Here is a 24,780-nt window from a genome sequence, read left to right on the forward strand (position 1 = left end):
TTCGGCTGCGCCATGAAGCTGCGCACATCAGATCTCGCGGCGGTCATCCTTGCCACGGCAGTTCTTGTGCTGTGCGCTTATGTGCTCAAGATCGCCTTTCGCGAACTGGGTGCAGTCGCACAGTCTCCTCCTCAAAGCAGATCTACTTCCGACAGAGCCATGGAAACACCGGAAACCAGCGAGCAGATGAAGCCCAGAGGACCGGCGGCTCCATCAGTCCCGCACGTAGAATCGCCAAAACATGCGCCTGTGGTTTCAGTTCCTGCCGGGATCTCCCTTCCCTACCCTGTGCCGCCTGCGGCGGAGATATGGCGTGGACTGAAGGCTCCGGAACGGATGGCTGATGTGCGTGCGCGGCTGCTGCCGAAACTGCAGGAGGAACTTGCGGCGAAGAAGTGTGCGCTGGGTCAGGCGGCGTTTATTCGTCTTTTCAAGGAGAGCCGTGAGCTGGAGTTGTGGCTGAAGGGGGACGCGGGCGAATGGACACTGTTTCGAACTTATCCCATCGCTTGTTTTTCGGGAACGCTGGGGCCGAAGACGCGTGAGGGGGACATGCAGGCACCGGAGGGTTTTTACAGTGTGACGCAGAAGATGCTGAATCCTGCCAGCAGCTACCATCTGGCGTTTAACATCGGGTATCCGAATGCGTATGACCTGGCGCAGCAGCGGACGGGGAGCCTGATCATGGTGCATGGGGATGTGTGCAGCGTGGGGTGCTTTGCGATGACGGATGCGGTGATCGAGGAGATTTATTTGGTGGTGGAGGCGGCGGTCAGAGGTGGTGGGAGTGTGGCGGTGCATTGTTTTCCGTTTCGGATGACGGGGGAGCGGATGAAGGATGCGGAGGAGGCGCACCGGGAGTTTTGGGAGGAGTTGGTGCCGGGGTATGAGGTGTTTGAGAGGGAACACCGCGTGCCGCAGGTCATGGTTGAGGGTGGGCAGTATTTGGTGAGGTGAGGATGCGGGGTGTTTGTGGGAAGCGCGGGGGAAGATGGACAGGATTCACAGGATGCAGGATTGCAGGATGGACGGAGGTGAGGTGGTGGGTGGAGTGGGAGCGGTAGAGGGAGAGGACTTAAAGGACGGAAAGGACCCAAAGGACGGGGGCGGTGGGATGATGGGGGGTGGAATTTTTTGAAGGGGATTTTATTCGGTGTTCGACCTGACAGGCGGGACGCCCTATCCTCCGTTATTCATTTTATGCGCTCGCTCACACTTACTGCTGCCAGGACTTTTGAATGGACGACGTTGCCGGAGGCTGCGGCGCCGGGTGTGGGGGAGGCGCTGGTGGGGATTCGGGCGATTGGGATCTGTGGGACGGATTTCAGCGGGTATCTGGGGAAGATGCCGTTCATTGAGTTTCCGCGGATTCTTGGGCATGAGCTGGGGGTGGAGGTGCTGGCGGTGGGGGATGGGGTGACGCATTTGCAGGTGGGGGATCGGTGCTCGGTGGAGCCGTATCTGAACTGCGGGACGTGCCATGCGTGCCTGCGCGGGAGCACGAACTGCTGTGAGACGCTTCAGGTGCTGGGGGTGCATTGTGATGGGGGCATGCGGGAGCGGATGGTGCTGCCGGCGCACAAACTGCATGTATGCAATGCGCTGGACTTTGAGCAGCTGGCGCTGGTGGAGACGCTGGCGATCGGCTGCCATGCAGTGAACCGGGCGCAGGTGGCTCCGAGTGATGATGTGCTGATCATTGGCGCGGGGCCGATCGGGCTGACGGTGCTGGAGTTTGCGCGGGCGGCTGAGGCGGCGATCACGGTGCTGGAGCTGAATCCGGCGCGGCGGCTTTTCGTGGAGCAGAATTATCCGGGTGTCCAGGTGGTGGCGGAGCTGCCGGATGAGGCGGCGTTTCAGATTGTGTTTGATGCGACGGGGCATGCGGGATCGATGGCGGGGACGCTGCGGTATGCGCGGTTCACGGGGCGGATTGTGTATGTGGGGATCACGAAGGAGCCGGTCATTTTGGATGATCCGCTGTTTCATCGGCGGGAGCTGACGCTGCTGGCGAGCCGGAATGCGGTGGCGGCGGATTTTCCGAGGATTCTGGGGATGATTCAATCGGGGCAGATTGATACGAGGCCGTGGATCAGTCACCGGTGTGAGTTTGGGGAGCTGCCCACTCAAATGGATGCGTGGCTGCTGCCGGACTCGAGGGTGATCAAGGCCGTCGTTTCACTCAGGAATGACGAATGAGTAAATCCGAATGTCGAAATAATGACCAAGCACGAACGACGAATACGGAGTCTCGGAGAAAGGTGCTTTTGCCACCAGTCATGCAACGGGATAGAGCATGCGGGTGGTTTGATTTTGGCAAAGGAATGAAAGAGCAAAGGAATGTGCCGGAAAAATCATTCCTTTGCTCTCTCATTCCTTTGCCAATTTCAGCGTGTCCTTGACGGCAGAGCCGGGTTTCACGGCTTGATGAGTGATCTTGGTGCTGGATTCAGGGGCTTGGCATTCCTTGGACATTGATTCGCTTTGCTCACCCCTATGGGGCAGCCTATAGCTCCTTCCGTTAAGAACTGTTTAACAACCTCACTCCCCTTCCCGACAACCATGCCTACTCTTACTGTTCAGCCACGCGCGCGTCTTTTTCACGGTCACCTTTGGGTTTATGCGACGGAGATTCAGAAGAGGTTTGGGGATCCGAAGCCGGGGGATGTGGTGCATCTGCAGGATGTGAGGGGGAAGCCGCTGGGGAGTGCGATTTACAATCCGGCGTCGCAGATTTCGGCGCGGTTGTTTTCCTACCGGCGTCAGGATTTGGATCTGGACTTTTTCACGCGGCGGATTCAGCGGGCGATCAAGGTGCGCGAGTCATCAGGGGTGGATCTGAATCTGTGCCGCATTGTGTGGAGTGAGTCGGATGGACTGCCGGGGCTGATTGTGGATCGCTATGGTGACTTCCTGGTGGTGCAGACGCTGACGCTGGCGATGGATCTGCGCAAGGCGCTGATTATTCAGGCGCTGAACGATGTGCTGAAGCCACGGGGCATCGTGGAGCGCAATGAAGGTGCGGTGCGCAAGGCGGAGGGCATGGAGCAGATCAAGGGTGTGATCAGCGGTGAGATGCCTGAGCCGTTTGTGGTGCGTTATCAGGGCAGTGCGTTTCATGCGGACCTGCTGGAGGGTCAGAAGACGGGGCTGTATCTGGACCAGCTGGACAACTACCAGCTTGTTTCTGCTCTGGCGAAGGGCCGGCGGGTGCTGGACTGTTTTTCGAATCAGGGTGGGTTTGCCCAGGCCTGCGCGCTGGCGGGTGCGAGCGAGGTGACGGCGGTGGACATCAGCGAGCAGGCGACGGAGGTGGCGAGGCAGAATGCGGCGATTGCGGGGGTGCAGATCAACTGCGTGGCGGAGAACTGCTTTGATTTCCTGAAGCGGAACGAGGCGGCGGCGGCGCGGTATGATTTGATCATCCTGGATCCGCCGTCGTTTACGAAGACGAAGAGTTCGGTGCGGGATGCACTGCGAGGGTACAAGGAGATTCACCTGCGGGCGATGAAGATGCTGGAGCCGGGCGGGATCTTTGCGACGTTCACGTGCTCGCATCATGTGAGCGCGGAGGAGTTTCACAGCAGCATCACGGATGCGGCGGTGGATGCGAAGAAGACGCTGCGGCGGGTGACGACGTACACGCAGCGGCCGGATCATCCGATTCTGGCGACGATTCCGGAGACGGAGTATCTGCGCGGGTATGCGTACGAGGTGGTGGCGAGCTGGTGAGGGACAATTCATTACTAACTGCACCTGAAGTTAAAGAAGGAAATGAAAGCCATGAAAGATGCCGCAATCACCCAACGAGTCGGAACAGCAATTTCCGAGGCGTTAAAGACGCTCTTGTCAGAAAAACATCTTTATCAATCTGTAAAAATCGGCTTTGGATTTCTTGACTCAATTGCTTCTGAAAAGCATGAGCGCGCCCAGCAAATTTCATTACGCGCAACAGTTACAGGCGGAGGAGCAAACTATACCGAACCGTTACACAAGTTTCGTGCTGAGCTAAACACTTACTCACAATGCGCTTGGTTTCCAGCAAACATTGCACCACTTATTTCAACTTCGAGTGATGTTTTATACCAGAATAATACCGAGGTTCAAAAATACGATCTACCAACGATCAAAACTGCATGCAATCACTGCCTGGAAAAGTGGCCATTTAATCCAATTGGCGCATTGGTTGAGACCTCAAAGTCTGCAGCAACAGAACAATGGTTATTCGTCTCGTATCAATGCCAAAACTGCAAAAAAGAGCCCATCCGATTTCTGATTCGACGCAGTAATGATAAGCTCACCCTATCCGGTCGCGACCCGTTTGAGACGATAGATATTCCTTCGTTTATCCCGAAGCTGCATGCGTCAAATTTTAGAAATGCGATTATCGCTAACCATGCGGGCCAGACTCTGGCCGGCATATTTTTGATGCGTGTTTTTGTGGAACAGTTTTGGAAGTCAATTCCCGAAGTTGCACAAGCAATAAGTAATATCCCCCGCCCAAGCGGAGATGAGATCGGCGATGCCTACAAAGCGACTCTTCCAACGGCATTCAAGGAACGCTTCCCTACCCTTTGCGAGGTATATAGCTCCCTCAGTGAGGCAATGCATGCCGCGAGAGCAGATGCCATGGTGTTTGAAAAGTGTTACGAGCAAGTAATTGAGCATTTCGATGCTCGCAGGGTGTTTAAGATTGTAATACCCGCTGAAGAATAGGCTAAGGCGGTGGCTAGTTTGCTGAAAGGTTGAAAATTCAATCTTTGATATTGACTCTTGGGCCAACATGGGTTGAAATTTCAATCCATGAAGAAAATAGCCCAATTGAGCCGCCGTGAGAGGGAGGTGATGGACCTGGTGTTTGCGCAGGGGGAGGCGACACTGTCGCAGATTCTGGAGGGGATGGAGAAGCCGCCGACGCGGGCGGCGTTGAGATCGATCCTGACGATCCTGGAGGGGAAAGGACAGCTGAAGCACCGGCAGGAGGGGCGGGAGTTTATCTACCAGCCGGTGCATTCGCGGGAGGAGGTGGGGCAGAGCACGCTGAGCCGGGTGATCGGGACGTTTTTCGGGGGATCGCTGACGCAGGCGCTGGCGGCGTACCTGAGCGCGCCAGGGACGAAGCTGAGTGACGATGAAGTGGCGGAGCTGAGGGGGTTTTTGGACCAAGCGAAGACGGGGAGGAAATGACGAATGACGAATGACGAATGACGAATGACGAATGCAGAATGACTGGGCTCGAATGAATCGCTTGAGCTTGCAGTTGCCAGGTAACCTAGACACAACGCCAAGATTTTTATGAGCATCATTGAGCATCTATTTTCTTTCACACCTGGCTGGCTGCTGGATGTGACGCTGCAAACGACGGTACTGCTGGCACTGGCGGGAGGGGTGGCGCTGTGCGTGCGGCGGATGGCGGCGGCGCGGCGGCATTTTATTCTGGCTTCGGCGTTGATGCTGATTCCGGTGGTGATGGGGTGCAGTCTGGTGGCTCCGGCGTGGCGGATTCCGTGGGAGGCGGGGCGTGCGGTGCCGATGATGGATGAGGTGCCGAAGAAGGCGCTGGAGGAGGTTGCGGATCCGTTTGCGCCGAGGGTGGCGCAGACTGTGACGCTGAAGGCGAAGGCTCAGGATGAGGTGGCCCCTTCCCCGCTGTGGGCGGTGCTGTGGCTGGGAGGCATCTGCGCGGGTGCGGTGGTGCTGGGGGTCTCTGCCTGGACGCTGCGGAAGCTGAGAGCAGAATCCCACATGGTGGTAGATGCTACCATGCAGCGGTGTTTTGCGGAGGAGGCGGGGGCTTTGCACCTGGAGTTGCCGGAGGGCTGCCTGCGGATGAGCGCGGCGTGTGCGGTGCCGATGACGTGGGGGATTTCCCAGAAGACGGTGCTGCTGCCGGTGCAGGCGGCGGGGTGGGAGGAGAAGCGGCTGCGGCTGGTGCTGCGGCATGAGCTGGCGCACATCGCGCGCGGGGATGTGCTGGTCACGCTGCTGACGACGGTAGCGGCGCTGCTGCTGTGGTTTCACCCGCTGGTGTGGGTGGTGCTGAGGGCGAGCGCGAGGGCGCGGGAGCAGGCGTGTGATGATGTGGCACTGGAGCGCAGCGGGGTGTGTGCGGATGATTTTGCGGAGGAGCTGCTGGCGGCGGTGGCGGGACTGGGGAGCACGACGAGGCCGTGGCTGCCGCTGGCGCTGGCGGTCTATGTGTCTGCGAGCGCGAAGGCGATGCGCGGACGGCTTGCGAGCCTGGTGCAGTCAGGCAGAGGACGCGGTGGGTACTCTTTGATGCAGAAGCTGGGGCTGCTGGTGCCGGCGGTGGCGGGGGCGTTTGGCCTGGCGGGTCTGAGTGCGTGCCGGAAGGCGGAGCCGGTGGCGGATGCTGCGGTGCCACGGCAGATCATGGTGAAGAGCCGGTTTGTGAGCATTCCCATGGACTCACCGGTGCTGGCGGAGGCGGGGCTGACGCTGGATGGGAACAAGTCCGGGCTGCAGAGCCTGGGTATTTTAAACGAGGAGCATGCCAACAACCTGCTGCGCAAGCTGAGCCAGCAGAAGGGCGTGAACCTGATGAGCGCGCCTTCAGTGACGACGCGCAGCGGGCAGAAGGCGACGGTGGAGGTGGTGCGTGAGTTCATCTATCCCACGGAATTTGATCCGCCGAAGCAGGCGACGAAGACCGAGCCGCTGATCCCGACGACGCCGACGGCTTTTGAAATGAAGCCGGTGGGAGTGCGGATGGAGGTGGTGCCGACGCTGGCGGAGAATGGGAGCATCGACCTGACGGTGGCACCGGAGGTGACGAGCTTTGAGGGGTTCATTGATTACGGCAAGCCGATCACGCAAGATGGCAAGGTGGTGTCTGACAATGTGGTCAAGCAGCCGATCTTTCACACGCTGAAGACGACGGCGAGCTTTGTGATGGAGTCTGGGCAGAGCGTGGTGTTTGGCGGGCTGGGGAGTCCGGACGCGACGCCGCTGACGAGCAGCATGCCGAAGACGAAGGACCTGGTGTTTTTCATCATCCAGGCAAATGCGGTGGAGCCTGGGAAGGTGGCGGTGGTGCCGAAGGTGACGGCGGCGGTGAAGCCGAAGGATGGTGCTGCGGCGGTGCCGAAGGAGCTGACTGTGACGGTGCTGGGGCAGGTGAAACGCCAGGGGCTCTATGTGCTGAAACCGGGGATGACGGTGGGGGATTTGGTGAAGGAGGCGCAGGGGCTGAGCGAACGGGCGGCAGGCGGGCTGATCCGGCTGAAACGGGGGTTTCAGTTTTCGTTTGTGGATCTGGAGAAGGATGGCGCGAAGGCGCTGGAAGACGGGGATGTGCTGACGGTGCCGGAGAAGTGAGGCTACCAAGGTGCGCGGCCTGCAGCATGACAGGCAAATTTTGTCTGCGGGGCTTGGGACTGAGCGTGGACGAAGGAAATTTGCGGTGCCGCTGACCGACAGACAGGAGTGTCTGTCGTACTTCCCGGAGGGGTTGGAAGCGCGGTGGAGTGGGTGATTGCGGAGCGGATTTGTTCTTTGCCAAGGCTACGAAGGCGGGGGCGGCTTCGGAGGGGCGCGCTCCCATGTGCTAATGGGTGAGGGCGTAAAAGACGATGTTGATGCCGAGGGGGTAGGCGTGTTTTTCGGAGACGTGGGTGAAGTACCAAGGATCGCTTTGCTCCTGCTCCCAGCCGTCGCCGAGGTCGTTGTTGAGGCAGATGAGCATGACCATGCGGCCGCGATCGTCGAAGACGGCGCGGAAGTAAGGGGTGGCGGAGTCTTTGCGGATCTCGTTGTGCATGTTGGTGCGGCCATGCTGGTTCATCTCGGCCCAGTAGACGTTGCTGTGGACCTGGGGTGGCGAGGGGAGATCGTAGACGCTGTGGAAGATGGGGTGATCGGGCTTGAGTTCTTCGTAGTTGCGGTCGGGCCAGATTTTTTTGAAGGAGGGCTCGAAGCCTTTCCATTCATCGTTGCCCCAGAAGTCGTCCATGAGGATGAAGCCGCCATTGAGCATGTAGTCGCGGAGGACGCGGGCCTGGGCGGTGGTGATGTCCATGTGGCCGGGCTCGGAGACGTAGAGGAAGGGATGGTGGCGGAGCTGGGCGGGATCGATGTCGAGGATGACGGGGTAAGGATTCACCTGGACGGAGGTGAGCTGGTGGAGGCGGAAGGAGAAATTGAGATCGGCCTCGGGGTAATCAGCGGTCCAGCGGCCGCCACGGCGGAAGGGATAGCAGAGGCGTGCGAAGGTGAAGACGTCTTTGGGGAGGTCTGCAGGGAGGTCCCAGACGGGGAGTTTTTGGCCGTAGTGACGCCAGCCTTTGAACTGGCGAGCGTCATTGGGGAACTGGACTTCCCTGCCCCGGTAGGTGGCGCGGCGATTTTCGGGGACGCCCTGGGAATGGGACTGCCCCAAGGTGAAAAGCGCGAGGCATGGCAGGAGCCATTTCCAGAATCTCATGGGTGGGTTTTACCCGATGAGGGGGAGGTGTGGCGAGACCTATTTGCGCAGGGGTCAGTCTGTGATGAGCTTGTTGACGGTGTAGTAGGCCATGCGGTGCCAGAGTGGGGTGCCGTCTTTGGACTTGAGCTGAGGGAGTTCGAATTCGTGGACGTAGCCGGGGCGGAGGGTGGTGCAGGTGACGTCGAGGACGAGGCCGTCTGGGGAGAGTTTGGAAGTGGTGATGGCGAGGGGCTGGGTATCGAGCTCGTCGCCGCCGTATTTGCTTTGGAAGGGGTAGGTGTAGCTCTGGCCGGTGAGGGTGGTGAGGGTGGCGGGGTCAACTGGGAGAGTGAAGGTGAAGCGGAAGCCGGATTTGGTGAGCTCCATTTTTTGGACTTCGAGCGGGGTCTTCTGAGTCCACACGATGCGCTGGAGGCCGAAGGGGCGATTGCCTTTGCTGTTCCAGCCGCGGTTTGACTGGCCGACGACGAGGGAGCCGTCCTGGAGGAAATTGAGGGCGAGGGCGGCGCACTGGAGGCCATCGATGAAGGGGAAGCAGGCGCCCTGGTATTCGCCGCCGACTTTTTCGAGGAAGACGCGGTTCACGCCGCTGAGGACGAATTCGCCGAGGAACATCTGCTTTTCGAAGGGGCCGAATTTGCCGGGGCTGAGATCGCAGGCGATGCCGGTGCCGCTCTGGCCCATCTTGACGTAGGGCAGCCAGACGGCGGGCGGGGTGTAGCCCTGGACGGTTTTCATGGCTTCGGCGACGGTGATGCCATCGGGCTGCTTGGCGGCGATTTTGACCGGGGACTCGGGACGCATGGCGTCGGGGATGGAGTCGGCGTGGGAGAAGTAGGCGCCTTTGCGGGCGTGCATCAGCGGCGTGGTGGGCATCCAGTTGCCCTGCTGATCGGTGATGAAGATGTCGCCTTCGGCGTTTTGGCCGATGCCGCAGGGGCTGCGGAATCCGGCGCAAAAGGGTTCGAGTTTGCCGTCTTTGGTCATGCGGACGACCCAGCCGCGCCAGAGGGGATGCTTTTCTTCATCGCCTGCGCCTTTCCAGGCTTTGCCCATGCTGCAATTGAGCGAGGTGTAGAGATTGCCTTCTTTGTCGAAGACGGGGCCGTAGGCGTACTCGTGGTAGGCGCCGGAGACGCCCCAGCCGGTGGAGGCGCTGAGGTATTCGTCGGCTTTGCCGTCGGAGTCGGTGTCGCGGAGCCTGGTGACTTCGGAGCGCTGGGTGGCATAAAGTGCTCCATCATGCCATGCAAGGCCGAGGATTTCGTGGAGGCCGCTGGCGAAGAGTTTGAAGTCGGGCTTTGAAGTGTCGGAGGGATTTTGAGCGATCCAGACTTCGCCTTTGCGGAGGCCGACGGCGAGTTTGCCATCGGGGAGGATGGCGATGCCGCTGGCCTCGAAATTGACGCCTTTGGGGAGCTCGTAGGTTTCGGTGCGGTAGTAGGTGGATTGATCCTGGGCGAGGGCGGAGGTGGCGAGGAGGAGAAATGCAGCAAGGCTATCTCGAAACCTTGGGAGCAACGATGAGATAGACCAAAGCGGTGTCGACGAGGCAAGACTGCGCTTGCCTCTCTGCCACCGCACTCCAAGACGCTTCGCGACTACCATGACAGGATCTCCTTTGTTTGCTTGCCGTTGCTGCTGATGATGTGTTCGAAGCCGCCTTTGACGGGGCGGAGGGTGTCTTCGATTTGCTGGCCGTTTTCGAGATAGCGGAAGGTGGGGACGCCGTCTTTGCCGAGGGTGTAGCCGCCGAAGGTGCGTTCGCTGGTAGATGCTGGCATGGGCTTTACATCGGTGCCGAGGGGTTTGATGGGGGGCATGGAGCGGTCCTGCCAGTTGCTCATGGCATCGAGGAAGCGGCCTTTCCAGAGGATGGCCCAGCGGCTGGTCTTGGCATCGAAGGCGGCATTGAGTCCGCCGGGGAAACCGACGCCGATGGCGTGGGTGCCAACGCCTTCAATGAAGCTGCGGAAGATGATGGGGCGCTTTTCGGCATCGGGCTTCAATTCGAAATCGGCGGATGACATGAGGCCTTCGGGGAGCGGCTGGCCTTCGATCTCGCGGAGGTAGGTCCAGATGCTTTCGATTTCCTGATCGGCTTTTTTGCGGCCGACGAACATCGGCGGCATGACGGTGCCGGGTTGGGTGACCTGGGGATTGAGGAGGAGCTCTTTGAAGTATTCGGGCTGCAGGCGCTCCACGGTGTGGGTGAGGCGGATGACGGGTGGTCCGAGGGATTTACGATCCTTCATGCCATGGCATGCGACGCAGGCGAGGCCCTTGGCTCCGAGGAGCTGGCGTCCAGCTTCGGCGCGGTGGTGTTTGGCGAGGCCGCTGACATCTATGGTGAAGGGTTTTTCCAGGGCGTCGGCTTCGTTCAGCCAGGCGATGAGCATTTCGGTTTGTTCGCGGCCGAAGCTGGGCATGTGGGTGTCCATGTAGGGGCGGACGCTGCCGTCTTTACCCCAGAGGATTTTTTCGAACCAGCCGTGAGTGAGTTTGCGGCCCACTTTGTCGAGCATGGGCGGCACGTTGGCGAGCTGGCCAAGAGATTCAGCGCCGGGATCGTTCACACCGAAGTATTGCGCGCGTGGATCTTCGGGGCCGCCCTTGCCATCGCGGTCATGGCAGGCGTAGCAGTTGAGACGGGTGAGCTGCCAGTCCACTTTCTCCTGCGCGGTGAGCTTGGGGGCGTCTTCTTTTTGGATGAGTGCCAGTGCGAGTTTGATGGCGCGTTTTTCGAGGGCGTTGAGATCGAAGCGCGGGGTGCCCGAGGGTTGTTTTTCGGCGAGGCAGCCTTGGTCTTGGGAGAGGTCTTTGAGGGGCTTTTTCATCTCAGCCAACTGATTTCGACTGGTGCTGAAAAGTGGCGAAACTATTGGGATATCACCCAGCACAGGAACATTCGCCTGAGTTCCTGAACCCATCTGATGGCATGCCACGCAGTTCATCGTTCGGAAAAGCTCGCGACCTTTTTCGATGCCTTGCTTGGGGATTTTCAGAGCGGCTCGGGCGGTGGCTTTTTCGGCGACGCGGCCGACGTGGAGGTAGGCGGCGATGTCGGAGGCTTGCTGGGCGGAGAGTCGCATGTCGGGCATGCGGCCTGAAGGGCGGACGGACAGAGGATTGTGGAGGAAGTGGGAGAGGGCGGTGAAGTCGTAGGCGTCTGCGAGGGCGATGGGGACGGAGGCATTGCCGGGTTTTTCGACTTCGGCATCTGCGGCGACCTTGGGCGGGCGCACGTCTTTGGCGGGCTCATGGCAGGCGACGCAGCCGACTTTGTGGTAGAGGTCCTTGCCGCGCTCAACATCGCCAGCGGGGACTTTGGGCTGGGGCTGTTTCAGGCTGCTAAGGTATTCGACGAGGGCCTCGACTTTTTCGTCATCGCCTTCCGCACCTGCGAACAAGCCGGGCATCTGCGTGCCCTTCTTGCGGTTTTGCGGACTGCGTATCATGAGCCAGAGGGTGTCTGGATCGAGGCGGGAGCCCACGGCGCTGAGGTCGGGGCCGGGCTTTGGCTTGAGACGCTCTTCCCATGACTTCGGCACGGCATGGCAGGTGGTGCAGTTCAGCTCTGCGAGGAGCAGCAGGCCGCCATTCACCAGTGATTCGTCGGGGTCTTCGGGAATGTGGAACTGATCGAAGGTGTAAACGAAGGCGTGGTTGATAGGCTCGGCCTGGAGAGGATGCGCCTGGAGATGGCCGCAAAAAAACGCAGAGGCCGCAAAAAGGGTCCAGAGTTTTGATGAATTCATTTTGCGTTTTCTTTGCGTCGCTTTGCGGCCGTTCAGATCCGATTTAGATGCCCATCTTGGCGCGCTCGGCGTCGAGGGCTTTGATCCAGGGGGCGATGAAGTGGCCGGAGTCGTGGTAGGTGCGGCCGGAGTACATGTGCTGGTCGATGACGCAGGGTTCGTTCACGTAGATGCCGCCGCAGATTTCGAGGTCGAACTTGCACTTTGCGACGGTGGCCATGCGGAGGCCTTTGACGATGTCTGCACGGGCGGGGATTTCGACGCCGTGACAGACGCTGGCGCAGGGCTTCTTCTGCTCCCAGAACCACTTGGTGATGCGGAGCAGATCGACGTCTTCGCGGATGTACTCGGGGGCGCGGCCGCCGCTGAAGAAGATGCCGACGTATTCTTCGGGATTGATGTCCTTGAAGGCGATGTCGGCGTCGATGCTGTAACCTTCCCACTCCTTGGTGATGGTCCAGCCGGGCTTGATTTCGTGAAGCACCATCTGGTATTTCCGTTTTTCCGGCGCGGCGACGACGGGCTTGTAGCCGCCCTCGATGAGACGGTAGAAAGGGTAGAGGGTGTCAACGGTTTCGGTGGCGTCGCCGACGATGATGAGGACTTTGGCTTCGGACATATTTATTTATGATTTACGATTTATGATTTACGATTTCGGAGATGGGGGACTTTGCTAGTGGCGGGCGAGATGGATGAGGCTGGGGAAACTTGGGGGGGCTATTTTTGTCACGATTTACGAGCTAGGCGAAGCCAAATCATAAATCATAAATCGTAAATCATAAATGTGGTGTTAGCCGATGAGGCTATCGAGATGCTGTTTGGCGCGCACGATTTCCGCCGTGGTCTCCGCCGCCGTGGGCATGATGGGGATGCCGCGGGGGGTGGGGTGCATGAAGATTTCGGTGGGGCCGGTGAACTTGATGGCTTTGAGGGCTTGCAGCAGGGGTTTCCAGTCGAGCTTGCCGCGACCGGGCATCTGCTGGAGTTCGTCTTCCTTGGGCACGGCCTTGGAGCAGCTCTTGCCGTACTCCCAGGCGTAGAAAAGCGTCATCTTTTGGTCGATGTGCTGGATGAGGTCTGAGAGCAGCTTTTCTTCCTGCGGGAGATGATAGGGGGCGAAGGCGATGCCGATGCCGGGGATGCTGCGGATGTCATCGGCGAGCCAGCGGAGGGAGTCGGGGGTGTCGATGAGGTTGTTGATGTGGTTTTCGATGCCGAGGGTGAGGCCGTTTTCGGCGGCGAGAGCGGCGTGGGGTTTCATCTTTTCCACGAAGGCTTTGACGTTCAGCTTGAGCTGCTCGGGGGAGACCTTGTAGTCCCCTGCCCCGCCAGCGACGATGAAGGTGCCGCCGAGTTTTTTCACGACGCCGATCTCTTCGGTGAGGCGGAAGGGGCCGAGATCATAGCGGGTGGTGCCGCCGAAGGTGAGGCCGTGGTCCTTGAGCATGGCGGCGAATTTGTCGTGGCCGATGGTGTCGATCTCCTCGCGCTGGGTGCCGTGTTTTTTGGGCCAGAGTTCGATGCTGGTGGCACCGGTCTTTTTGACTTCGGGGAGGATTTCTGCCAGAGGAAGGCTGCCATACATGGAGGAGGCGAGCATGTAATTCAGCTTCCACGGCGTCGGCTCGGCCGTGAACGCGGGAGCGGCGGCGAGAGCGGAGAGTGATTGCAGGAATCGACGGCGGCTGGTCATGGGGGAGTAAACGACGGGGCGGGCGCGTCTTCATTCAGACTTTGATTTGGGTTCTTCAGGTTTTGCGGCGGGGGTGTGGACATTCCGTTATTTGGGAGGACATCGGGAGCTTGGGTGATATCGGAGCGCATTCTGACTGCGAAGCTAATGCGTAGCGGAGCTCTTTGCAGACGCTGCTGGTGGGCGCAGTGTGTGGCGGGCCGCTGGGTTTGCTTTCCGCTCGTTTGCTGCTTACCCAGGGAAGCACTCGCTAAAGCTCGGCATCCCTGGGCTGAAATACGGAAGGCCGTTGGCCTTCATGAATGGAAGCCATTCAAGCAGCCAGGCGCACAAAAAGCTGACCTAAAAAGCTGACCTTATTGCATTTGCCAAGACTTATAGCGGAAAAGCGTACCTGGCGACAGACCGTTTCGAGGTAGAAGGGACATTCGATTTTACCGCAGAGGGGCGGAGAGGCAGAGGGAGCAGAGATTGGATTCAATCTCAGCCAACTCGGCACCTTGGCCCCTATGAGGCGAATCGAACGTCCTCAAGCTCGGCATGCTGGAAATGAATTTTGCGATTCAGTGTATACGCAGGTCTCCCGAGGCGCAGAGTGACTGAGCGCCCCCTTTACTATCGTCTTCGCGGCGACCTGTGATTATGCGGCCACGCATCATAAATCTTCAAAAGTGCGCTTTCTCCAAATGAGTTTATGATGCGCGGCATTTTGGAGTGAGTGCGAGCGGACTGTATGCGTGGGTGCTGAAAGGCAGGGCTTTAGGAAAGTGGGAAGTGGCTGGGGCGGCAGGCGGCGCTGGGACGAAGGATTCTAGGGACGCGCACAACGCGTCCCTACCAGCCCTGGGGCTGCGGCTCGGTGTGGTATGCGCGGGTGCCATGCATTTTGACATGCTCTGACTGTCTCCGGCCTCGCCTCTCAATTAACTGTCCGTCCTTACTTGTCCTGAACGCGTTCGAGCTGGGCGCCGAGGGCGGCGAGTTTGTCGTCGAGGTGTTCGTAGCCGCGGTCGATGTGGTAGAGGCGGTTGATCTCGGTTTTGCCTTCGGCGACGAGGCCGGCGAGGACGAGGGCGGCGGAGGCGCGGAGATCGGAGGCCATGACGGGGGCGCCTTTCATGACGCTGCCGCCGCGAATGCGGGCGGTGGCGCCCTGGAGGTCGATATTGGCGCCCATGCGCTTCATTTCGGCGCAGTGCATGAAGCGCTGCGGGAAGATGGTCTCGGTGATGGTGCTGGTGTCATTGATGACACAGGCGAGGGCGCACATCTGGGCCTGCATGTCGGTGGGGAAGCCGGGGTAGCAGAGGGTGGTGAGATCGAAGCCTTTGGCGTTTGGATTCGGACGGACGGTGATGCTGTCCTTGGTGATGTCGATGGGGAAGCCGCATTTGATCATGGCATCGGTGACGGCTTTCATGTGCTCCGGCATGACGCGCTTGAGGGTGACGCCATCACCAAGCATGGCACCGGCGACGAGGAAGGTGCCGGCCTCGATGCGGTCTGGAATGACGACGTGCTCTGCGCCGTGGAGTTCTTTGACGCCTTCGATGGTGATGCGGTTTGTGCCTGCGCCTTCGATCTTGGCGCCCATCTTGATGAGGAAATTTGCGAGGTCTTCGACTTCGGGCTCGGCGGCAGCGCCTTCGATGATGGTGGCACCTTTGGCGAGGACCGCGGCCATCATGACATTGTCCGTGCCGAGGACGGTGGAGCCGTGCTTGCCCATGAGATTCATGGGGCCGCCTTTGAAGCCTTTCTTGGCATTCACAAAGATGTCTCCGCCTTCGACGGTAATCTGAGCGCCGAGAGCTTCGAGGCCTTTGAGATGGAGATCAACAGGGCGGTCACCAATCACGCAGCCGCCGGGGAGTGAGACGGTGCATTTTTTCAAACGACCTGTGAGGGGGCCGAGCACGCAGATGGAGGCGCGCATTTTGCGGACGAGATCGTAGGGCGCGACGGATTTGATCTTCTCTGCTTTGACGACGACGACGCCGCTGGCGCGCTCGACCTCGGCACCGAGCTCGCCGAGGATGCGGACCATGTAATTGGTGTCGCTGAGATCGGGCACACGGCGGATGGTGCAGGTGTCTTTGGTAAGGAGGGTGGCCGCGAGAATGGGCAGCGAGGAGTTCTTTGAGCCGCTGATGTTGATGCGGCCCTTCAGAGGTGCGCCGCCGTGAACGATGAGTTTTTCCATGTGTGAGTGCTTTGTGCTGCGGAAAGAGGCAGTGGCAAGCCATTCTTCGAAATCCTCACACAAGAAAGACCGCTTGAAAAAAGTTCTTGCCGAGTTGGATTACATGCGTAATCCTCGGATCACATTTGTAATCCAACCATGTCACGCCGCGCTCCCAATCCACCCGCCCCGAAGATTTCTGACGCCGAATGGACGGTGATGAATGTCTTCTGGCAGCGTGGGACGAGCACGCTGGCTGAAGTGGTGAAGGATCTGGAAGGAAGGCTGCTCTGGAAGCCACGCACGGTGCAGAGCCTGATCCGCCGACTGGCTGACAAAGGGGCGCTGGCGGTGGAGGCGGTGGGGCGCGAGTTTCGGTACTCACCCGCGGTGGCCCAGGACCAGTGCCAGCATGAGGAGAGCCGGAGTTTTCTGGATCGCGTGTTCAACGGCCGACTGACGCCCTTTGTAGCCGGGCTGATGGAACGTGAAGATGTGACGCAAGATGACCTGGCTGCGCTGCGTGAAGTGCTGAATCAGGCCGAGAAGAAACTTAAAAAGTAATCCAACCATGAATGCCGACGCTCTCCTCCACTGGCTGCTGCGCACTTCGCTCGAAGCGAGCCTCTTGATTTTGGCCGTGCTGGGGCTGCGGCTGATGCTGGGGACGCGGCTGAGCCCGGCATGGCGCATTGGCTTGTGGCTGCTGGTGGGGACGAAGCTGATGCTGCCGGCTTTTATTCCGGCGGGGTTTGGGCTGGGGGCGTGGTTTCAGCAGGATGAAGCGGCGCGTATGAGTGCGGTATCGGCTGCGCCAGCCATGGCGGCGGCGGATGTGGTGAGGACTGCTGATGGGGAGAACGTGCCGATGATTGCGGAATCCATCGGTGGTGGGTCTGAGTCTGCGGGAATGATTTCTGGATACACGCTGGCGCTGGGTGTGTGGGTGATGGGGGCGCTATGGGTCTTTGCGGCGGCGTTGTATCGGCAGCGGCAATTTGAACTGGAACTAAGTCAGCGTCCGCATGCCAATGCTGCGCTGCTGCGTGCGCTGGTGGCGAGTCTTTGCCAGAAGGCGGGGATTCAGAAGACTGTGCGCATTCTTCTCATGCCTGCGGGCACCACACCGGCGGTGGTGGGGATGGCGCAGCCGAGCATCCTGCTGCCGGAGGACTGGGAGACGCGCTTCAATGAACACAGCCTGCGCCATGTGCTGCTGCATGAACTGCTGCATGTGAAGCAGCATGATCTGATCTGGAACTGGGCCGCGACGGCAGTGCAGGCGCTGCATTGGTTTAATCCGCTGGTGTGGTTTGTGGTGTCGCGCTTTCAGGCGGACCGCGAGCTGCGCTGCGATGCGGGGGCGCTGGCGCTGCTCTCCCCCACGGAGCGGCTGGACTACGGGCATACGCTGCTGCGCATTCAGGAAAGCTTTTTCGCACCACCGGCCATGGCAGGGTTGGCCCCATGTGTGCGCAACCACCCTACCCTGCGCCAACGCATCCTCATGATTGCCCATCCAACCACCCGCCAGCCTGTGATTCAAACGCTGCTCGTTCTTACGCTCAGCGTGCTTGTTTGCTACTCATTCACGACCGCGCGTGCGGTGGAAAAGGAAGTGCCGGCGAAAGAGCGCAGCCGTGAGGGTGCGCGCGCACCTGCTGCTGAGCAGACGAAGACTGAAACCGGTGAAGCAGGCACACGTGAAGGTGATGGCGGTGCGAAGAAGTCCGGCATGCGTGAAGGTGACGGTGGAAGCCGGAAGCCAGGCACGGGTGATGGTGAAGGTGCGCGCAAGCCTGGTGCCCGCGAAGGTGATGGCGGAAGCAGGAAGCCAGGTGCACGAGATGGTGAGGGCTCTGCCAAGACTGGCATGCGTGATGGCGAGAAGCCACGCACAGGAGGAGAGCGCGATGGCGATGGCGGAAGAAAGACGGGTGCGCGTGATGGCGAAGGCGGGGCCAAGAAAACGGGAGCCCGCGATGGTGAAGGTGCAAATAAAACCGGCATGCGTGATGGTGAGAAACCACGCACAGGAGGTGAACGCGAGGGTGAAGGCAGCCGGAAGACAGGGGCGCGTGATGGCGACAAGGCCACCTCTTCAGGCGAGACGATCACCCTCAAGGTGATCAAGAACGGCGAGGCGGTGATGGTGGGTGACCAGGAAGTGTCCATGGGAAGACTGCGGGGGCACCTGAGCACCTTTTTGCCAGAGCATCCTAGTGCCAAAGTCGTGGTGACGGGGGATGAGGATGTGCCGCTAGGGGCGCTGCATAACACGGTGGATGCCGTGAGAGATAACGGGAACAAGAATGTGGGGATCAAGGCGGAGTGAGATTCACCCACACCAACCTCCATGGACTGGCTGTCACAATTCGAGCAATGGCATAAATCTCTTGCTGAACACAAGTTTGCCGAAGCCAATAGGCTTCTCGAAGAAGCACGCAAATCGATCCCCAAGACCAAGGGTAATGACAAATGGCAGTGGTTCGTGAATGCCCTTCAGTCTCGGGACACTTGCGGATTTGTGGCCTGCGTTTTCGCAAAACATCCTATCCCAAAAATTCTCATGGAGCCGTTTCTCATTGCTGGGATTCAGTTTGGGGATGCCAGCACCATTAAATCCTTTGTTGTTCCTTGTTTAGAGAGCTTTGGAGTGGAGGCGGTGGATGATTGGTTCGTTGCTCATGAAATAAACTCGCCCAGCGTTCAGAAAAAATCCGAGATGGCTAGATACTGGTATTCTTCGGTCAAGACCGCGCGGCACATATAAACAACCATGGCACTCATGCAAAAAGCACTCTTCTTTTTTGCACTCAGCTTTGTAGCTCGATCAATGGCTGCGACGCCTCAGGAAGTCACTGCGGCGATCACGAGGGCTGTTTCCTTTTATCATGCCAAAGCAGTGACTCATGGAGGGTATGTGTATCGTTACAGCGCTGACTTCACGCTGAGGGAGGCGGAGGGGATTCCGGGAGTGGACACGATTTGGATTCAGCCGCCGGGGACTCCGGCGGTGGGGATGGCGATGCTGGATGCGTATGAGGCGACGAAGGATGAGAAGTGCCTGGCTGCGGCAGTGGCGGCAGCGCATGCGGTAGCGCGCACGCAACTGGCCTCGGGGGGCTGGGATTACTCGGGGCATTTTGATGCGAAGAATCGTGCAGCGCAGCTTTATCGGCGTGATGTGGAGGGCAGGCTGATCGAGCGGAAAAAGGTGCCCGAAGGTGAAGGTGGGTGGGAGGTGTGGAAGAGACACGCGAACAAGAACAACTACTCCACGTTTGATGATGATGTCTCGCAGGCGGCGACTCGACTGCTGGTGCGGGTGGACCATGCGCTGGGGGGCAAGGATGCGGAGATCAAGGAGTCGGCGGATTTTGCGCTGAATGCGATCATGGCGACGCAGTACCCGGCGGGCGGGTGGAGCGCGAACTGGGACACCTGGCCGAGTGCGCCGCCGCCGGTGGCGATTTATCCGATCAAGGCGGGGAGTTATCCGGCTGACTGGCCGCGCAAGTGGCCGAAGGATTTCACGGGCTGCTATGTGCTGAATGACAACACGCATGCGACGCTGATGAGCACGCTCATCCTGGCGTGGCAACTGCGGGGGGATACGAAGTATCTGGAGGCGGCGAAGCGCGGCGGGGATTTTCTTGTCACGGCGCAAATGCCTGAGCCGCAGCCGGCGTGGGCGCAGCAGTATGACAAGGAGATGCAACCCAGCTGGAGCCGGGCGTTTGAGCCGAGTGCGATCTGCGGGCGCGAAAGCCAATCCGCGATGTGGGCGCTGCTGAGACTGGCGGCGGCCACGGGTGACAAGAAGTACCTGGCACCGCTGCCGCGGGCGCTGGCGTATTTGCGGAAGTCGCAGCTGCCGGATGGGAGGATCGCGCGGTACTATGAGTTGCAGACGAACAAGCCGTTGTACTTTGAGCGTGGTGAGGGCGGCAAGGGATTTGTGCTTACTTATTCGGACAAGAAGGCTTCATCCAACTATGGGTGGAAATGGGACAGTGAGCTGGATGCGATTGAGTCGATGGGGCGGAAGATCGGGCGCGGTGAGAGTGTTGTTTTTCCACGGGTGGAGAAAGAGCGGTGGAGTTCGCCGCCGACGGAGGGGGAGATTGGGACGATCTTGAAGGAGCAGCAGGCGGATGGTTCGTGGCCCGTGACGGATGAGGAGCGCGGGTGGATGCGCGATGCGAGCGGGAAGAAAACGCGGCCTGCGGGTGGTGTGATCTATAGCCTGGACTTTGTGCAGAATGTGAGGGCCTTGAGCGTGTGGCTGAAGGCGCAGAAGTAACACCTCTTTTGAACCACTGACTTCACTGATGATCCAAGCCATGAAAACTTCAGGCCATGAGCGTTTTTAAATTCTTCCACAGCCGTGCTGGCTCATGCTATCGGGCGTGGCGGAAAGGCGATCCCCTCACCCCAGCCCTCTCCCCGAAGATAACTATTTGTTGTCGTTGTGCATCAGGGGCGGGGAGAGGGAGAACCGTGTTTGCCGTTTTTTTCGCTCTTCTGATCTCCAGCCTGCCTCTTCTCGCTGCAGAGAAATATGAAAATGACACGCCGTGGTCGTATCAGCGGATCCTGCGTCCGGTGGTGCCGGTGGTGAAGGATGCTGCGTGGCCAAAGGATGACATTGATCGCTTTATTCTTGCGCGGCTGGAGAAGGATAATCTGCATCCGATTGGGGATGCGTCGCGGCTGACGCTGATCCGGCGGGCTTCGTTTGATCTGCGCGGACTGCCGCCGACACAGGAGGAGGTGGAGCGGTTTGTGAAGGATGCGGCGGCGGATGATGTGGCGTTTGCGAAGGTGGTGGATGCGTTTTTGCAAAGCGAGCGTTTTGGCGAACGGTGGGCGCGGCACTGGCTGGATGTGGTGAGGTATGCGGACAGTGTGGGCCGGGTGTGGAATGCGCCGTTTACGTATGCATGGCGCTACCGTGACTGGGTGATTGATTCGCTGAATGCGGACAAGGCTTACAATCGGTTTGTGGCGGAGCAGATTGCGGGGGATCTGCTGCCTGCGACGACTGTGCTGCAAAAGCGTGACCAGATTGTGGGCACGGGCATGCTGGCGCTGGGGAGCGTGAATTTGCAGGAGGGGGACTATGAGCAGTTTGTGCTCGATCAGGTGGATGACCAGATTGATGTGGTGTCGCGTGCGTTCATGGGGCTGACGCTGAGCTGTGCGCGGTGTCATGATCACAAAACGGAGCCGGTGAGCCAGAAGGACTATTATGCGCTGGCGGGCATTTTTTACAGCAGTCGCACGCTGCCGGGTCAGGCGAATCGCAGTGACATGAACGGTTCTGGGTATGTGGATCCTGAGATGCTGGTGGATCTGCCCACGAAGCTGGATGAGGCGGTGGGCCCGCCTGCGAAGCTGCCAGAGGGGATTCATTCGATGGATGACATCCGGGCGCTGGGAAATCCGAAGACCACGATCCGCTACGATGTGGATCCGCACTTTTGCATGGGGGTGATCGAGGGTGAGGCGAAAGATTGTGAACTGGCGGTGGGGGGAGATCCGCATGATCGCAAGACGGCGCCGGAGCGTGGCAGGCTGGGCATGCCTGCCCTGCCCCCGCTGCCGAAGGTTCCGGCGAAGTCCTCGGGGCGGCTGGAGCTGGCGCAATGGATGACGCAGCCGACACATCCGCTGACTTCACGCGTGGCGGTGAACCGCATCTGGCAGCATCTGTTTGGTGAAGGGATTGTGAGGACGGTGGATGATTTTGGCATCACGGGGAGTGATCCGACGCATCCGGAGTTGCTGGATCATCTGGCGATTCGTTTCGTTGAGGGTGGGTGGTCGGTGAAGAAGATGATCCGCGCGATGATGCTAAGCCGCACCTATCGGCTGGCGAGCACGGGAAATCCTGAGCATCCGGATGCTGGGAACAAGCTGCGGTGGCGCATGAATGCGAAGCGACTGGAGCTGGAGCCGCTGCGGGACACGCTGCTGCAGCTTGCGGGGAAGCTGACGTTTGACCGCCCTGAAGGCATTCAGGTGGTGGGCACGGGTGGCAAGGGGCGGCATGGGCTGACGCGTGGATTGCTCAGTGTTGAAGATGGGTATCGCACGATTTATCTGCCGGTGGTGAGGGACAATGTGCCGGAGCTTTTCAGCACGTTTGATTTTCCTGGGCCGACGCAGATCAAGGGGCAGCGTGATGTGACGACGGTGGCACCGCAGGCGTTGTTTTTCATGAACAACCCGATGGTGGAGGAACTGGCGGGTGAGATCACGGATAAAGCCGGGAAGGATGTTAAGGCGGTCTATCGACTCGTCTTGGGACGAGAGGCGTCCGTTGAGGAGGTGCATGATGCGGGTGAGCTGGATGTGCAGACGCTGGTGCAGGCGCTGCTGGGCACGGCGGAGTTTCGATATGTATTTTAGCTCCCTACCATTATGAATTCACTGTTTACCCGGCCTCTTCTCATGATGTGCGCACTGAGTTTCGCCGCTCAGCTCAAAGCCGAAACCCTTGTTCACTCAAGTGAGGAAAATTGGGAAGCCCGAGTTGCTGATATGCCGCCCCAAGTTCAGAAATTGGTGCGCAAGATTCAATCCATGGACATGCATCCCTATTTGCTGTCAGAGTTGAAGAACAACCGGCTGTTAATCTCACACTTCCTCATTCTCGAAGACTCTCTCGTGGCGATGGACTTCGATGAAGGACATACGACGGAGAAAGTGCTGTTCGATTTTGATGCAGCACGTGGTTGGACCATCATACGCCGCTCGCCTCTGGGCGACTGGAAATCAAAGGACCAGCGAAAAGGAGACAGGCTTACGCCCATTCCATTCCCGGTGGAAGCCGCTGCATCTGAACCCATCACCAAGAAGCCATGACCACACGCCGTTCCATCCTTCAATCTACCAGCACCGGCTTCGGCTGGCTGGCGTTTAATGCGCTGCATCAGCAGTGGGCGGGGGCTGCGGCACCGCCGAAGACGATCAATCCGCTGGCGCCGAAGGAGCCGCATTTTGCGGCGAGGGTGAAGCGGGTGATTTTCATGTTCATGCAGGGCGGGCCGAGTCATCTGGACACGTTTGATTACAAGCCGGAGCTGGCGAAGGCGGAGGCGAACAAGGTGCAAAAATACATGGGGAGCGTGTTTGAGTTCAAGCCGCGGGGGAAAAGCGGGATCATGATTTCGGAGGCGTTTCCGGAGCTGGCGAAGCATGCGGATGAGCTGTGCCTGCTGAACGGGATGCAGACGCGAACGAATGCGCACCAGATGGCGACGGTGGCGCTGCACATCGGGAGTGAAACGTTTGTGCGGCCTTCGATGGGGGCTTGGATTGTTTATGGTCTCGGCACAGTGGCGGAGGATCTGCCGGGCTTTGTCACGATCAATCCGGCGGCGGACAATGGCGGGGCGATGAACTATGGATCGGCGTTTTTGCCGGCGACGTTTCAAGGGACGCGCCTGAGCACGGGCGGCGGAGGCGTGCCGGATTTGAGCAATGGACGGCTCAGCGATGCGCAGCAGCGGAAGCAGATTGAGTTCATTCAGAAGGCGAATCGCAAGCTGCTCAGCGGAGATCCGGGGAATCCGGAGATCGAGGGGATTATTCAAAGCTATGAGCTGGCCTATAAGATGCAGACGAGTGTGCCGGAGGTGCTGGATCTCGACAACGAGCCGCAGAACATTCGTGAACTTTATGGCCTGGATGACGGCGCTACGGAACGCTTTGGCACGCAGTGTCTGATGGCGCGGCGCATGGCGGAAAAGGGCGTGCGGTTTATTCAGCTGACATCGCCGGGGTGGGATCATCACAATGGATTGCGGGACAATCTAGCGCGGCAGTGTACTTCGATTGACAAGCCGATTGCGGGATTGATCGCGGATCTGAAGCAGCGGGACATGCTGAAGGACACGCTGATTATGTGGGGGGGGGAGTTTGGGCGTGGCAGCGGCTATGACAATGAGCCGTATAATGGTCGTGGTCACAATGGTGGGGGCTATACCATGTGGATGGCGGGTGGTGGCGTGAAGGGTGGGTTTACCTATGGCAGCACGAATGACATGGGTGACAAGGCGGAGACGGGGATCATCGGCACGCATGATCTGCATGCGACGGTGCTGCATCTGCTGGGGATCAACCATGAGCGGTTGACGTATCGTTATGCAGGAAGGAATTTCCGGCTGACGGATGTGAGCGGTGAGGTGGCGAAGGCGATTTTGTTATGATGAATCCAGAAAAAGTACATACCATGTCTGATTGGTATGATGGCCCCAGAGGTGGCATTGCGGACTACTTGGGAAAACCGCATGTGTATGAGTCGCTGTGGAGTACTAGAGAAGGCGGATGTTGGACTGATTTGTTTTATCTCATGCGCTTGGATGATGAGACCTTCGCACTCGCCATGGAAGACTGGCAAATATGGCTTCGTTGGGAACAAGCATTTTACAGCGGTCAGACCTCACAAGGAACTCATCCAGCTTTGCCGTCCGATCTGCCGCGTCATCAACACCTTCAAACCCTGCTAGAAGGTCGTTTGGAAATAAACCCTCAATACGCCATTCTTGTGAGAGGTAAATTTAGCGTTTTGAAGCCTGCACCAGTTAAAGGCATGACTTCGGCATCATTGGAAGTCCAGTGGGAGTCCGCCGAGGATTCCACGAATGACACGATACTTTATTCAGAGCTGACAAAATCCGAGGATTAAGAT

The 24,780-nt window shown here is 59.1% G+C and carries 20 protein-coding genes; 14 read left to right on the top strand and 6 right to left on the bottom strand.

The genetic code is table 11. The features are described 5' to 3' along the window. Window positions 1–12: 12 nt before the first annotated feature. The 6 genes from AC3RLQ_RS07490 to AC3RLQ_RS07515 all read left to right on the top strand — a co-directional run bounded on the left by AC3RLQ_RS07490 (window position 13) and on the right by AC3RLQ_RS07515 (window position 7,338). Window positions 13–957, top strand: a complete 945-nt coding sequence (locus AC3RLQ_RS07490; RefSeq protein WP_493035791.1) for a L,D-transpeptidase family protein — start codon at window positions 13–15, stop codon at window positions 955–957. Window positions 958–1,200: 243 nt separating this feature from the next. After that, the gene (locus tag AC3RLQ_RS07495; RefSeq protein ID WP_493035793.1) at window positions 1,201–2,199 is read left to right on the top strand and encodes a zinc-binding alcohol dehydrogenase family protein; all 999 of its coding nucleotides are present in this window, start codon (window positions 1,201–1,203) and stop codon (window positions 2,197–2,199) included. 363 nt (window positions 2,200–2,562) lie between these two features. Next, a complete protein-coding gene (locus AC3RLQ_RS07500) occupies window positions 2,563–3,732 on the top strand; it encodes a class I SAM-dependent rRNA methyltransferase (RefSeq protein ID WP_493035795.1) in 1,170 nt (389 codons plus the stop codon). A 42-nt stretch (window positions 3,733–3,774) separates the two neighbouring features. Then, window positions 3,775–4,716 carry a hypothetical protein gene (locus tag AC3RLQ_RS07505; protein ID WP_493035797.1) on the top strand — a complete coding sequence of 314 codons (942 nt, stop codon included), beginning with the start codon at window positions 3,775–3,777 and terminating at the stop codon, window positions 4,714–4,716. Between the two features lie 87 nt (window positions 4,717–4,803). Continuing rightward, the gene (locus tag AC3RLQ_RS07510) at window positions 4,804–5,187 is read left to right on the top strand and encodes a BlaI/MecI/CopY family transcriptional regulator (protein WP_493035799.1); all 384 of its coding nucleotides are present in this window, start codon (window positions 4,804–4,806) and stop codon (window positions 5,185–5,187) included. Between the two features lie 108 nt (window positions 5,188–5,295). Then, window positions 5,296–7,338, top strand: coding sequence for a M56 family metallopeptidase (locus AC3RLQ_RS07515; RefSeq protein ID WP_493035801.1), 2,043 nt, complete (start codon window positions 5,296–5,298; stop codon window positions 7,336–7,338). A gap of 229 nt (window positions 7,339–7,567) precedes the next feature. On the opposite strand, the gene AC3RLQ_RS07520 is transcribed toward AC3RLQ_RS07515, so the two are convergent. The 6 genes from AC3RLQ_RS07520 to murA form a co-directional block, all read right to left on the bottom strand. Further along, window positions 7,568–8,443 carry a DUF4159 domain-containing protein gene (locus AC3RLQ_RS07520; protein ID WP_493035803.1) on the bottom strand — a complete coding sequence of 292 codons (876 nt, stop codon included), beginning with the start codon at window positions 8,441–8,443 and terminating at the stop codon, window positions 7,568–7,570. 54 nt (window positions 8,444–8,497) lie between these two features. Beyond that, window positions 8,498–9,967, bottom strand: coding sequence for a DUF7133 domain-containing protein (locus AC3RLQ_RS07525; protein ID WP_493035805.1), 1,470 nt, complete (start codon window positions 9,965–9,967; stop codon window positions 8,498–8,500). An 80-nt stretch (window positions 9,968–10,047) separates the two neighbouring features. Continuing rightward, complete coding sequence (locus tag AC3RLQ_RS07530) at window positions 10,048–12,204, bottom strand: c-type cytochrome (protein ID WP_493035807.1); 2,157 nt, start codon at window positions 12,202–12,204, stop codon at window positions 10,048–10,050. A gap of 43 nt (window positions 12,205–12,247) precedes the next feature. After that, window positions 12,248–12,823 (bottom strand): DJ-1/PfpI family protein, encoded by a 576-nt coding sequence (locus AC3RLQ_RS07535; RefSeq protein ID WP_493035809.1) that lies wholly within the window; start codon window positions 12,821–12,823, stop codon window positions 12,248–12,250. A gap of 171 nt (window positions 12,824–12,994) precedes the next feature. Beyond that, window positions 12,995–13,897: a sugar phosphate isomerase/epimerase family protein gene (locus AC3RLQ_RS07540; protein ID WP_493035811.1), complete on the bottom strand. Its 903-nt coding sequence runs from the start codon at window positions 13,895–13,897 to the stop codon at window positions 12,995–12,997. Window positions 13,898–14,834: 937 nt separating this feature from the next. Further along, entirely contained in the window at window positions 14,835–16,100 is a 1,266-nt protein-coding gene (gene murA, locus AC3RLQ_RS07545; protein WP_493035813.1) for a UDP-N-acetylglucosamine 1-carboxyvinyltransferase, read from the bottom strand. Between the two features lie 138 nt (window positions 16,101–16,238). Between murA and AC3RLQ_RS07550 the strand changes: the two genes are divergently transcribed. From AC3RLQ_RS07550 to AC3RLQ_RS07585, 8 genes are all read left to right on the top strand, one after another. Beyond that, window positions 16,239–16,643, top strand: a complete 405-nt coding sequence (locus AC3RLQ_RS07550) for a BlaI/MecI/CopY family transcriptional regulator (protein ID WP_493035815.1) — start codon at window positions 16,239–16,241, stop codon at window positions 16,641–16,643. A gap of 7 nt (window positions 16,644–16,650) precedes the next feature. Continuing rightward, window positions 16,651–18,414 (top strand): M56 family metallopeptidase, encoded by a 1,764-nt coding sequence (locus AC3RLQ_RS07555; RefSeq protein ID WP_493035817.1) that lies wholly within the window; start codon window positions 16,651–16,653, stop codon window positions 18,412–18,414. A gap of 21 nt (window positions 18,415–18,435) precedes the next feature. Further along, window positions 18,436–18,852 carry a hypothetical protein gene (locus tag AC3RLQ_RS07560; RefSeq protein ID WP_493035819.1) on the top strand — a complete coding sequence of 139 codons (417 nt, stop codon included), beginning with the start codon at window positions 18,436–18,438 and terminating at the stop codon, window positions 18,850–18,852. Window positions 18,853–18,915: 63 nt separating this feature from the next. Continuing rightward, entirely contained in the window at window positions 18,916–20,385 is a 1,470-nt protein-coding gene (locus AC3RLQ_RS07565) for a polysaccharide lyase (RefSeq protein ID WP_493035821.1), read from the top strand. A 197-nt stretch (window positions 20,386–20,582) separates the two neighbouring features. After that, the gene (locus AC3RLQ_RS07570) at window positions 20,583–22,496 is read left to right on the top strand and encodes a DUF1549 and DUF1553 domain-containing protein (RefSeq protein WP_493035823.1); all 1,914 of its coding nucleotides are present in this window, start codon (window positions 20,583–20,585) and stop codon (window positions 22,494–22,496) included. A gap of 12 nt (window positions 22,497–22,508) precedes the next feature. Next, entirely contained in the window at window positions 22,509–22,952 is a 444-nt protein-coding gene (locus AC3RLQ_RS07575; protein ID WP_493035825.1) for a hypothetical protein, read from the top strand. Next, the gene (locus tag AC3RLQ_RS07580) at window positions 22,949–24,298 is read left to right on the top strand and encodes a DUF1501 domain-containing protein (RefSeq protein ID WP_493035827.1); all 1,350 of its coding nucleotides are present in this window, start codon (window positions 22,949–22,951) and stop codon (window positions 24,296–24,298) included. The genes AC3RLQ_RS07575 and AC3RLQ_RS07580 overlap by 4 nt, the downstream gene beginning before the upstream one ends. Continuing rightward, complete coding sequence (locus AC3RLQ_RS07585; RefSeq protein WP_493035829.1) at window positions 24,295–24,777, top strand: hypothetical protein; 483 nt, start codon at window positions 24,295–24,297, stop codon at window positions 24,775–24,777. The genes AC3RLQ_RS07580 and AC3RLQ_RS07585 overlap by 4 nt, the downstream gene beginning before the upstream one ends. Window positions 24,778–24,780 lie beyond the last annotated feature (3 nt).

It is taken from the genome of Prosthecobacter sp. GW821-HT29F12 (genome assembly GCF_058803405.1).